Annotated in this window: 9 protein-coding genes; 4 read left to right on the top strand and 5 right to left on the bottom strand. The window is 72.7% G+C overall.

Annotated features, from left to right (window positions below):
• Positions 1-64 precede the first annotated feature (64 nt).
• On the top strand, positions 65-541 hold the full coding sequence (locus tag ACIA8D_RS14045; RefSeq protein ID WP_399231807.1) for a MarR family winged helix-turn-helix transcriptional regulator: 477 nt from the start codon (positions 65-67) through the stop codon (positions 539-541).
• Between the two features lie 4 nt (positions 542-545).
• Here ACIA8D_RS14045 and ACIA8D_RS14040 read toward each other — a convergent pair whose 3' ends face one another.
• Positions 546-1,964, bottom strand: a complete 1,419-nt coding sequence (locus tag ACIA8D_RS14040) for a sensor histidine kinase (protein ID WP_399231872.1) — start codon at positions 1,962-1,964, stop codon at positions 546-548.
• 5 nt (positions 1,965-1,969) lie between these two features.
• The gene (locus tag ACIA8D_RS14035) at positions 1,970-2,641 is read right to left on the bottom strand and encodes a response regulator transcription factor (protein WP_399231805.1); all 672 of its coding nucleotides are present in this window, start codon (positions 2,639-2,641) and stop codon (positions 1,970-1,972) included.
• Positions 2,642-2,774: 133 nt separating this feature from the next.
• On the opposite strand from ACIA8D_RS14035, the gene ACIA8D_RS14030 reads away from it, so the two are divergent.
• The gene (locus tag ACIA8D_RS14030; RefSeq protein WP_399231803.1) at positions 2,775-3,419 is read left to right on the top strand and encodes a PepSY domain-containing protein; all 645 of its coding nucleotides are present in this window, start codon (positions 2,775-2,777) and stop codon (positions 3,417-3,419) included.
• Here ACIA8D_RS14030 and ACIA8D_RS14025 read toward each other — a convergent pair.
• The 3 genes from ACIA8D_RS14025 to ACIA8D_RS14015 form a co-directional block, all read right to left on the bottom strand.
• Positions 3,386-4,651 (bottom strand): MFS transporter, encoded by a 1,266-nt coding sequence (locus tag ACIA8D_RS14025; RefSeq protein ID WP_399231802.1) that lies wholly within the window; start codon positions 4,649-4,651, stop codon positions 3,386-3,388. The genes ACIA8D_RS14030 and ACIA8D_RS14025 overlap by 34 nt on opposite strands.
• Before the next feature lie 164 nt (positions 4,652-4,815).
• Positions 4,816-5,772, bottom strand: a complete 957-nt coding sequence (gene meaB, locus ACIA8D_RS14020; RefSeq protein ID WP_385762589.1) for a methylmalonyl Co-A mutase-associated GTPase MeaB — start codon at positions 5,770-5,772, stop codon at positions 4,816-4,818.
• A 59-nt stretch (positions 5,773-5,831) separates the two neighbouring features.
• Complete coding sequence (locus ACIA8D_RS14015) at positions 5,832-7,034, bottom strand: acetyl-CoA C-acetyltransferase (protein ID WP_399231800.1); 1,203 nt, start codon at positions 7,032-7,034, stop codon at positions 5,832-5,834.
• Between the two features lie 137 nt (positions 7,035-7,171).
• On the opposite strand from ACIA8D_RS14015, the gene mce reads away from it, so the two are divergent.
• A complete protein-coding gene (gene mce / locus ACIA8D_RS14010) occupies positions 7,172-7,612 on the top strand; it encodes a methylmalonyl-CoA epimerase (RefSeq protein WP_399231798.1) in 441 nt (146 codons plus the stop codon).
• Positions 7,613-7,854: 242 nt separating this feature from the next.
• A complete protein-coding gene (scy, locus tag ACIA8D_RS14005) occupies positions 7,855-11,907 on the top strand; it encodes a polarized growth protein Scy (RefSeq protein ID WP_399231796.1) in 4,053 nt (1,350 codons plus the stop codon).
• The last annotated feature ends 93 nt before the right edge of the window (positions 11,908-12,000 follow it).

The raw sequence follows: 12,000 nt of genomic DNA, 5'->3' as shown, positions 1-12,000 counted from the left end.
GAGTGCGTAGTGTGTCACCCCCCACATTCGTTCACCTTTCAACTTCTTAGGTAGAATCGATTCCATGGAGACCGAGACGGCCACAGCGTGGCTGACCGACGAGGAGCAGTGCGCCTGGCGCACCCACCTGGAGGTCAACAGACTGCTCAATTACCAGCTGGAGAAGGATCTCCAGCCGTTCGGCCTGACGATGAACGACTACGAGATTCTGGTGAACCTCTCCGAGGCCGAGGACCTCCGGATGCGGATGAGCGACCTCGCGGCCGCGACCCTGCAGTCCAAGAGCCGCCTCTCGCACCAGATCACACGCATGGAGAACGCGGGCCTGGTGCGCCGCGAGAACTGCGAGTCGGACCGCCGGGGCCTCTACACCGTGCTCACCGACTACGGCATGGAGACCATGCGGAAGGTCGCCCCGCACCACGTGGCGTCCGTCCGCAGGCACTTCGTGGACCTCATCTCCGCACAGGAGCTGGGCAGTCTGCGCCAGGCGCTCTCCCCCATCGCGGAACACCTGCGTTCGCAACGCGGCAAACCGTGATCCGCTAGCGGGCGGGCAGGGCGAGCTCGAACAGCGCCCCGCCCTCCGGCGCGGAACGCACCGTGAGCGAACCACCGTGCCGCTCCGCCACGTCCCGGGCGATGGCGAGGCCGAGACCGGCCCCGCCGCCGTCCCGGGTGCGGGCGTCGTCGAGCCGTACGAACCGCTCGAAGATCCGCTCCCGCTCGCCCTCCGGCACACCGTGCCCGTCGTCGGCGACACTCAGCACCACCCGGCCGCCCGCTTCGCGCACCGCCACCCGGACCCCGGCGCGGGCGTGCCGCTGCGCGTTGTCCACGAGGTTGCCGAGCACCCGCGCCAACTGGCCCCGGGAGCCGCTGACCTGGGGCACCGCCGTCACCTCCACGGCGACGGGGACCCGGTCGCCGGTGCGCTGGGACAGCTCCTCGCGCACCAGGGCCGCGAGGTCGACCCCGGCGCCGCCGGGCTTCTCCCCCGCGTCGAGCCGGGCAAGCAGCAGCAGATCGGCCGCCAGTTCCTGCAACCGCACCGTGTCCTCGACGGCGCCGTCCACATCCAGCAGCTCCGGGTGCGCCGCACCGACCTCCAGCTGGGTGCGCAGCGAGGCGATCGGGCTGCGCAGCTCGTGCGAGGCGTCGGCGACGAAGCGGCGCTGGCGCTCCACGGACGACTCCAGGGCGGCGAGCGTCTCGTTCGTGGTGCCTGCGAGCCGGGCCACCTCGTCGTGGGTGTCCGGCTCCGGCACCCGCCTTCCCAGGTCCTGCGAGGCCGTGATCGTGGCCATCTCGGCCCGGATGCCCTCCACGGGCCGCAGCGCGCGCCGGGTCACCAGGTACGTCACCCCGCCCACGACGACGAGCAGCACGGGGAAACCGATCAGCATGGAGGTCAACGCCGTGTTGACCGCGCTCCGTTCGGCCTCCAGGGAGCCGCCCGCGTGCACGGTCAGATCCCCGTACGCGGTGTCCTCGACCTCGACCGCGGCGAACCGGAAGTCGGCGCTGTCGCCGTCGATGGTGGCGCTGCCGTCGGTGTAGTCGGTGTGGTCGGAGACGCTGCCGTTGCGCCGGTCGTCGTCTCCCCCGCCGTCGCCCCCGTGATCGTCGCCGTCGTCGGGGCGCGCCGCGACGGGCTCGACGCCGCTCACGCCGGTGCCGGAGATCTTCTCCAGGTCCTCGGACGTGGCCACCACCCGGCCGTCGTCGTCGACGACCTGGACCGGGTCCTCGTCGTCCAGGTCGAGCGCGTCGGGGGCCGTGCCGGTGGCCAGGGAGGTGGCGACGCGGCGGGCGGTGGAGTCGGCGTCGCCGCCGGCCCGGTCGGTGAGGTTGCCGCGCAGCGAGAGCAGCACGGTGGCGCCGGCCGCGACCAGGGCGACCGCGACGACGAGGGTGGCTGCGAGGGCGGCGCGGGCCCGTACGGAGCTGAAGGGGCGCCTCAGCCCGCTCATCGGGGCGCCTCGAGACGGTACCCGGCGCCACGCACCGTGCGGATCAGGGAGGAGCCGAGCTTGCGCCGCAGCGCGCTGACGTAGACCTCCACGATGTTCGGGTCCCCCTCGTACGCGAAGTCCCAGACGTGGTCGAGGATCTCGCCCTTCGACACCACCTCGCCGGACCGCGTGACGAGCTGCTCCAGGACCGCGAACTCCTTTGCGGTGAGCGGGACTTCACCGTCCTCGGCGTGGGTGACGCGGCGCGCCGCGGTGTCGACGGCGTAGGGCCCGACGGTGTGCACGGGGCTCGCGCCGCCGGCGCTCCCGCGGCGCCGCAGCAGCGCCTTCACGCGCGCGACCAGCACCACGTACGAGAACGGCTTGGTCAGGTAGTCGTCGGCGCCGGTGTCGAGCCCCTCGGCCTCGTCGTACTCGCCGTCCTTCGCGGTCAGCATCAGGATCGGCACGTCGTTGCCCGCGGCGCGCAGGGCGGCGCAGACCCGGTAGCCGTTCATGCCGGGCAGCATGATGTCGAGGACGAGCAGGTCGTACGGTGCCTCGCTCGCCTGGTGCAGGCCCTCGAGGCCGTCGTGGACCACGTCGACGGCGTAGCCCTCGGCGGTGAGGCCCTTGGCGAGGGACAGGGCGAGTCGCTTCTCGTCCTCGACGATCAACAGGCGCATGTGAGCAAGGGTCGCAGGTCGAACCTGAAGAACCCTGAAGGAACCTGAAGAACCCTTCAGGTTCCTTCAGCGGGGCTTCAGGGTCGTCCGGGCAGTGTGTTTCCCGTCGGAACACCACCACGGGAGGAACCCCATGAAGCGCCGTACCACTGTCATCTCCGCCATCGCCGTCGTCGCCCTGCTGGGTGGTGGCACGGCCACCGCGGTCGCGGTCTCCGGCGACGACGGTTCCGGTTCGTCGAAGTCGGCTGCGTCCCAGTCGTCCGTGAAGGTGAAGGACGACGACGGCGTCAGCGACAACCAGGAAGAGGCCAACGAGGCCAAGGGCGCCAAGGTGTCCGCCGAGGACGCCATCGCCGCCGCCCTCAAGCACACGCCCGGCACCGCCGTCGGCGCCGACCTCGACTCCGACGACGGCCGGCTCGTCTGGGACGTCGACGTGATCGGCTCGGGCGACAAGTGGCAGCACGTCGAGGTCGACCCCGGCACGGGCAAGGTGCTCGGCTCCCACACCGAGCGCGACGACGACGGCGACGACAGCGCCGCCCGCGTCGCGGCGAGCCTGAAGGACGCGTCGACGTCGGCCGAGGACGCCGCGAAGGCCGCGGCCTCGAAGGGCACGGTCACGTCGGTGGACGCCGACGACGACGGCTCGGTGAAGGTCTGGGAGGTCGAGACGACGTCCGCGAACGGTACGCAGCACGACTGGCACGTGGACTTCAAGTCGGGTGCGGTGACCGTGGATCACACGTCGGACGACGACGGCGACGACGACTGACGGTCGCCCGGCACCGGGGCGCGGGCCACGGGGCTCCGCCCCGGACCCCGCTGCTCAATCGCCGCAGGGGCTCGAAATACCACTGCCCCCGCCAGCAGCGGGGCCAGTGCCGCCGCCGCGAAGCACACCGGCAGCGGGACGTGGCCCACCAGGAGCCCCACCCCCGCCGTGCCGGCCGAACAGCCCGCGTTCAGGGACGTGTTGACCCACGCCCCGGCCTGCGTACGGAAACCGGCGTCCACCGACTCGTCCGCGATCAGGTACGCCGTGGTCAGGGCGGGCGCCACGAACAGGCCCACGCCCGCCGCCGCCACCGCGAGCGCGACGAGGCCCGGCGCCAGCGCTGCGCCCCCGAGCGCCGCCGCGAGCCCGACCGCCAGGAACGCGAGGCGGGAGCGCGCGGGCGCCCGCCAGTCCACGGCCCCGTTCACGAGCCCGCCCACCGCGCTGCCGGCCGAGAGCGCGGCCAGGATCCACGCGGCCGCGCCGCCCCTGCCCCGCTCCTCGGCGAACGCGAGGACGAGCAGATCGGCCGCCCCGAGCGCGACCCCGACGCCGAGCGTCACGACCACGGGCTGCCGCATCCGGCGGGCCGTCCTCCCCCGGACGGACCGGCGCGGCCCAGCCGTCCGCGGCACGGCGGCCACCCGGCCCACCGCGGGCGAGGCGACGAAGAGGAGCGTTCCGACGGCCACGAACCCGGCGCTCAGGGCGACACCGAAGGCGGCAGGCGCCCACAGCACGAGCACGCCCACCAGCAACGGACCGCACACGAGCAGCAGTTCCTCGGCGACCCCGTCGAGGCTGTAAGCCCGCTGCAACAGCCGCCGGTCGGCCGCCAACATCCGCCCCCACACCGTGCGCATCGTGGGCCCGAGCGGCGGCGTGAGCGCCCCGGTCGGCAGGGCGAGGGCCACGAGCAGCGGCCCGGACGCACCCGGGCGCCAGGCCACCGCGGCGAAGAGCGCGAGCAGCGCCGCATACGCCAGAGCCATCGGGGGCAGCGCGCGGCGCGGACCGTACCGGTCGATGAACAGGGCGCGCAGCGGCGACAGGAGCACGCTGGCGGCGCCGTACAGCGCCATGACCGCGCCCGCGACGGCGTACGAGCCGGTGGCGGCGGTCACGGCGAGCATCAGGGAGAGGGCGACGGTCCCGTACGAGAGGCGCCCGAGCAGGGCCGCACCAAAGGTGCGCAGGGCGTACGGGGTCCGCAACACGGCGGCGTACATGACGGATTTCCTCCGGAAAGAAGCATGCGGGGAGAACTCAACAGGGCCTGGAAGCACTGGAGTTCTCTACGCACGGAGGAAAGACATGGCCGCACCGTAACAGCGGGCGGACGGGAAGAACAGCTACCGGACCCCGGCCGGTCCGCACCGGCCGGGCCCCTCGCTCAGGCCCCGGTGAGGCCCTCCACCAGCTGGTCCGCGGCCCGGTACGGGTCGAGTTCGCCCGCGACGATGCGCTCCGCGAGCGCGCCGAGCCGCCGGTCACCGGAGAGGTCGCCGATCCGCTCGCGCAGCGCCGTCACCGCGATCGTCTCGACCTCACGGGCCGCCCGCGCCGCCCGGCGCTCGGAGAGCACACCGTGCTCCTCCATCCACGCCCGGTGCTTCTCCAGGGCCTCGACGACCTCGTCGACGCCCTCGCCGCGCGCGGCGACCGTCTTCACGATCGGGGGGCGCCAGTCGCCGGGGGCGCGGGACTCGCCGAGACCCAGCATGTGGTTCAGCTCGCGGGCCGTGGCGTCGGCGCCGTCCCGGTCGGCCTTGTTGACCACGTACACGTCGCCGATCTCCAGGATTCCGGCCTTGGCCGCCTGGATCCCGTCACCCATGCCGGGCGCGAGGAGCACCACCGACGTGTCCGCCTGCGAGGCGATCTCGACCTCGGACTGCCCGACGCCGACGGTCTCGACGAGGATCACGTCGCAGCCGGCCGCGTCGAGCACCCGGATCGCCTGCGGCGCGGCCCACGCGAGGCCGCCCAGGTGCCCGCGCGTGGCCATCGAGCGGATGTAGACACCGGGGTCGGAGGCGTGCTCCGACATCCGGACCCGGTCACCGAGGAGCGCGCCGCCGCTGAACGGCGACGACGGATCGACCGCGAGCACGCCGACCCGCTTCCCGGCCCGCCGGTACGCGCTCACGAGCGCCGACGTGGAGGTCGACTTGCCGACACCGGGCGAACCGGTGAGGCCGACGACGTACGCGTTCCCGGTCAGCGGGGCCAGCGCGGCCATGACGTCGCGCAGCTGCGGGGACGCCCCCTCCACCAGCGAGATCAGCCGGGCCACGGCACGCGGCCTGCCCTCCCTCGCCTGCGCGACCAACGTGGGGACGTCCTGCATCACAGCTCCGTTCGCCAGTTCCCGTACCCGTACGAAAAGGGGTTCCGCCGTCGAGGGCGTTACGCCTTGGGTACCCGCACGACCAGCGCGTCACCCTGACCGCCGCCACCGCACAGGGCCGCCGCGCCGACGCCGCCGCCGCGCCGCTTCAGCTCCAGGGCGAGGTGCAGCACGATGCGCGCGCCGGACATCCCGATCGGGTGACCCAGCGCGATGGCCCCGCCGTTGACGTTCACCTTTTCCGAGGACACGCCGAGGTCCTTCATTGACTGCACGGCGACCGCCGCGAAGGCCTCGTTGATCTCGATGAGGTCGAGGTCCTCGGTGCCGATGCCCTCCTTCTTGAGGGCGTGCTCGATGGCGTTCGAAGGCTGCGACTGCAACGAGTTGTCCGGGCCCGCGACGTTGCCGTGCGCGCCGATCTCGGCGATCCACTCCAGGCCCAGCTCCTGCGCCTTCGCCTTGCTCATGACGACGACCGCGGCGGCGCCGTCCGAGATCTGCGAGGAGGTGCCCGCGGTGATCGTGCCGCTCTTGTCGAAGGCCGGGCGCAGCTTGCCGAGCGACTCCACGGTGGTCTCCGCGCGGATGCCCTCGTCCTTGCTGAAGACGACCGGCTCGCCCTTGCGCTGCGGGATCTCGACGGGCGTGATCTCGGCCTCGAAGATACCGTTCTTCTGCGCGGCGGCGGCCCGCTGGTGCGACAGGGCGGCCACCTCGTCCTGCTCGGGACGGGCGATGCCGAGGCGGGTGTTGTGCTTCTCCGTGGAGGCACCCATCGGGATGTTCTCGAAAGCGTCCGTGAGGCCGTCGTGCGCCATCGCGTCGAGCATCTCGACCGCGCCGTACTTGTAGCCCTCGCGGGACTTCGGCAGCAGGTGCGGGGCGTTCGTCATGGACTCCTGGCCACCGGCCACGACCACGTCGAATTCGCCGGCGCGAACGAGCTGGTCGGCGAGCGCGATGGCGTCGAGCCCGGACAGACACACCTTGTTGATCGTGAGCGCCGGGACGTTCATGGGAATGCCCGCCTTGACGGCGGCCTGGCGCGCCGGGATCTGCCCCGCCCCGGCCTGCAGCACCTGGCCCATGATCACGTACTGCACCTGGTCGCCACCGATCCCCGCACGGTCGAGGGCGGCCTTGATCGCGAAGCCGCCGAGGTCGGCTCCGGAGAAGGACTTGAGCGAGCCGAGCAGTCGGCCCATGGGCGTCCGCGCGCCCGCGACGATCACTGACGTGGTACCGGTCGTTCCTGACATGAGGCACGGCCCCTTGGAGGTGAGGAGTGAACGAGGGTTTACTCGAATGTACTGACCGGTATGGCGCACGTCATCGCCACAGGGGTGTGATCGCGCGCACGTTGCGTAACCACCTCGAACCGCGCTGCACTTACAGCATGCTGACGCGAATCGACCACATCGGGATCGCCTGCTTCGACCTCGACAAGACCGTCGAGTTCTACCGGGCCACATACGGCTTCGAGGTGTACCACTCCGAGGTCAACGAGGAGCAGGGCGTGCGCGAGGCCATGCTCAAGGTCAACGAGACGAACGACGGGGGCGCCACCTACCTCCAGCTGCTCGAACCCACCCGCGAGGACTCCGCCGTCGGCAAGTGGCTGGCCAAGAACGGCGAGGGCGTGCACCACATCGCCTTCGGCACGGCCGACGTCGACACGGACGCGAACGCCATCAAGGACAAGGGCGTGCGCGTGCTCTACGACGAGCCCCGGCGCGGCTCGATGGACTCGCGGATCACGTTCCTGCACCCCAAGGACTGCCACGGCGTACTCACCGAACTCGTCACCTCCGCACCGAAGGACTCGGCGGAGCACTGACCTCCACATAGCCGTGCCGGTAGGGTTGTGGGGCGGCTGACGTCTTGGGCGGCCAGTCGTGGGCCGGGGTCCGGGTATCGGGGGACGAGGGTCGGTGCAAGTAGGGCAGCGCACGGCATCAGCCGTAACGGTCCGACGACACCGGCGAATTCGATCTGACACCATTCCCCGGGGGCCCCGTTCGCGGGATGGGCGGGGCTCGTAAGAAGAACTTGCGACCAGGGGACGGATGGGACCGCGCAGTGCGGGGCTATGAGAGCCAGGACGGCCGACGGCCGGCTGAGACCGACCATCTCTCGCGGTTCGAAGCCGAGATGGACCGGCTGAAGACCGATCGGGAGAAGGCCGTCCAGCACGCCGAGGACCTCGGCTACCAGGTGGAGGTGTTGCGCGCCAAGCTGCACGAGGCGCGCCGCAGCCTGGCGTCCCGGCCTGCCTACGACGGGTCGGACCTCGGCTACCAGGCCGAGCAGCTCCTGCGGAACGCGCAGATCCAGGCCGACCAGCTGCGCGCCGACGCCGAGCGCGAGCTGCGCGACGCCCGCGCGCAGACCCAGCGGATCCTCCAGGAGCACGCCGAGCAGCAGTCCCGGCTCCAGTCCGAGCTGCACACGGAGGCGGTCAACCGCCGCCAGCAGCTCGACCAGGAGCTCGCCGAGCGCCGCCGCACGGTCGAGACGCACGTCAACGAGAACGTGCAGTGGGCCGAGCAGCTGCGCGCCCGCACCGAGCAGCAGGCCCGCCGCCTCCTCGACGAGTCCCGCGCGGAGGCCGACCAGGCGCTCGCCGCCGCCCGCACGGAGGCCGAGCGCGTCGCCGAGCAGGCCCGCCGGCGGCTCACCTCGGAGGCCGAGGACGCGCGCACCGAGGCGCAGTCGATCCTGGCCCGCGCCCGGCAGGACGCCGAGCGCCTGCTGAACGCGGCGTCGACCCAGGCCCAGGAGGCCACCGACCACGCCGAGCAGCTGCGGACGTCGACGAGCGAGGAGTCCGAGCAGGCCCGCCGCCGCTCCGGCGAGCTGAGCCGCGCCGCCGAGCAGAAGATCGCCGAGGCGGACAGCGCGCTGCGCGAGGCCCGCGCCGAGGCCGAAAAGGTGCTCGCGGAGGCCAAGGACGCCGCGGGCAAGCAGCTCGCGAGCGCCGAGGCGGCCAACGAGCAGCGCACCCGCACCGCGAAGGAGCAGGTGGCCCGCCTCGTCCAGGAGGCCACCAAGGACGCGGAGACCACGAAGTCGGAGGCCGAGCAGGTCGTCGCCGACGCGCGCGCCCAGGCCGAGAAGCTGATCGCCGAGGCCAAGGAGAAGGCCCGTACGGTCACCGCGGAGGAGACCGCGGGCGAGCTCGCGAAGGCCGCGCGCACCGCGGAGGACGTGCTCAACAAGGCGTCCGAGGAAGCCAAGGCGACGACGAAGGCCGCGGCCGACGAGGCCGAGCGGCTGCGCTCCGAGGCCGAGACCGAGGCGGACCGGCTGCGCGCCGAGGCGCACGACCTGGCCACCGAGCTCAAGGGCGCGGCCAAGGACGACACCAAGGAGTACCGCGCCAAGACCGTCGAGCTCCAGGAGGAGGCGCGGCGGCTGCGCGGCGAGGCCGAGCAGCTGCGGGCCGAGGCCGTCGAGGAGGGCGAGCGGATCCGGGCCGAGGCCCGCCGCGAGGCTGTCCAGCAGATCGAGGAGTCGGCCAGCACCGCCGAGCAGCTCCTCTCCAAGGCGAAGGCGGACGCGGACGAGCTGCGCACCGCCGCGACGACGGAGAGCGAGCGCGTCCGCACGGAGGCCATCGAGCGGGCCACGTCGCTGCGCAAGCAGGCCGAGGAGACCCTGGAGCGCACGCGCGCGGAGGCCGAGCGGTACCGCACCGAGGCCGAGGAGCAGGCCGAGGCCACCCGGTCCGAGGCGGAGCGCGCCGCGCAGCAGCTCAAGGACGACGCCGAGCAGGCGATGCGGGCCAAGCAGGAGGAGGCGGCCGAGGAGCTGACCCGCCTGCACACGGAGGCCGAGGAGCGCCTCACCGCTTCGGAGACGGCGCTGAACGAGGCGCGGGAGCAGGGCGAGACGCTGCGCCGCGAGGCCGCGGACGAGGTGGAGCGGCTGCGCGCGGACGCCGCCGAGCGCGCCCGTACGGTGCAGGCGCAGGCCGAGACGGAGGCCGAGCGCCTTCGTACGGAGGCCGCGGCCGACGCCTCCACGACCCGCTCCGAGGCCGAGAACGCCGCCGTACGACTGCGGTCCGAGGCCGCCGCCGAGGCCGAGCGGCTCAAGACGGAGGCGCAGGAGTCCGCCGACCGGATCCGCGCCGAGGCGCAGACCGCCGCCGAGCGGATCGCCACGGAGGCCGCGGAGACGCTGGCCGCCGCCCAGGAGGAGGCCGCCCGGCGCCGCCGCGAGGCCGAGGAGACGCTCGGCAGCGCGCGCGAGGAGGCCGAGCAGGAGCGCGAGCGGGCCCGCGAGCAGAGCGAGGAGCTGCTCGCCGTGGCGCGCGCCCGCGTCGACGAGGCGCAGGCCGAGGCCGTACGTCTGGTCGAGGAGGCGGACCAGCGGGCGACCGAGATGGTCTCCACCGCCGAGCAGACGGCGCAGCAGGTGCGCGACTCCGTGGCCGGGCTCCAGGAGCAGGCCCAGGAGGAGATCACCGGCCTGCGCAGCGCCGCCGAGCACGCGGCGGAGCGCACCAGGACGGAGGCGCAGGAGGAGGCCGACCGGGTCCGCTCCGACGCCTACGCGGAGCGCGAGCGCGCCACCGAGGACGCGAACCGGGTCCGTTCCGAGGCCACCGCCGAGGCGGAGGCCGCGAAGGCCATGGCGGAGCGCACCGTTTCGGAGGCGTTCACCGAGGCCGAGCGACTGCGCACGGACGCCTCCGAGCACGCCCAGCAGGTCCGCACGGAGGCCTCCGATCTGCGCACGGCCGCCGACCAGGACGCCTCGCGCACCCGTGCCGACGCCCGCGAGGACGCCAACCGGATCCGCTCCGACGCTGCCGAGCAGGCCGACACGCTGATCACCGAGGCGACGTCCGAGGCCGAGCGCCTGACGACGGAGACGAACGCGGAGGCGGAGCGGGTCCGCTCCGAATCCACCGCGAAGGCCGAGAAGTTGGTGGGCGACGCCACCACGGAGGCCGAGCGGCTGGCCGCCGAGTCCACGGCGAAGGCCGAGAAGCTCGTCGACGACGCGAGCACCGAGGCCGAGCGGCTGCGCGCCGAATCGACGGCCGCCGCCGAGCAGTTGACCACCGAGACACGGGCCGAGGCCGAGCGCGTGCGGACCGAGTCCGTCGCCAAGGCCGAGAAGCTGATCTCGGACGCGTCCGGCGACGCGGAGCGGCTGCGCGCCGAGGCCGCCGAGACGGTCACCTCCGCGCAGCAGCACGCCGAGCGGATCCGTACCGACTCCGAGCGCGTCAAGGCGGAGGCCGCGGCCGAGGCGGACCGCATCACGGCCGCCGCGCGCGAGGAGGCCGAGCGCACACTGGACGAGGCCCGCAAGGACGCCAACAAGCGGCGTACGGAGGCCGCGGAGCAGGTCGACAAGCTCATCACGGAGTCCGCGACCGAGGCCGACAAGCTGACCCGCGAGGCGCAGGAGACGGCACAGAAGACGACCGCCGACGCCGAGGCGCAGGCCGACACGATGGTCGGCGCGGCCCGCACGGAGGCCGAGCGGCTGGTCGCCGAGTCGACCGTCGAGGGCAACTCGATCGTGGAGAAGGCCCGCACGGACGCGGACGAGCTGCTCGTCGGCGCCCGCAGGGACGCGACGCAGATCAGGGAGCGCGCCCAGGAGCTGCGCGACCGGATCACGGCCGAGATCGAGGAGCTGCACGAGCACGCGCGGCGCGAGTCGGCCGAGGCGATGAAGACCGCGGGCGAGCGCTGCGACGCCCTGGTCAATGCCGCCGAGGAGCAGCTCTCCGAGGCGCAGGCCAAGGCCAAGGAGGTGCTGAACGACGCGGATTCGGAGGCCGGCAAGGTCCGGATCGCCGCCGTCAAGAAGGCCGAGGGTCTCCTCAAGGAGGCCGAGCAGAAGAAGACCGAGCTCTCCCGCGAGGCGGACAAGATCAAGGCGGACGCGGAGCAGGAGGCCACCGCCATGCTCGAGAAGGGCCAACGCGATCTCGATGTGCTGGTCAGGCGCCGCGAGGACATCAATGCCGAGATCTCCCGTGTCCAGGACGTGCTGGAGGCGTTGGAGAGTTTTGAGGCTCCGTCCGGCGGGGGCAACAAGGACGGCGGCGTCAAGGCGGGAGCCGCAGCGGGGGCCACACGTTCGGGTGGCAAGGGCTCGGAGGGCTAGCCTTTCGGTCAACTACCGTGCTTGCCAAGGACCTTTGGCCCTGTTCTGGCAAGCAGTCCGTCCCTACGCCACTCAAAAGGGGGGTCATTCTAG

The sequence above is a fragment of the Streptomyces sp. NPDC051684 genome (assembly GCF_044453445.1).
GTDB lineage: Bacteria > Actinomycetota > Actinomycetes > Streptomycetales > Streptomycetaceae > Streptomyces.
The sequence above is the reverse complement of the archived record's forward strand: the minus strand, read 5'-3'. Positions and strand labels throughout refer to the sequence as shown.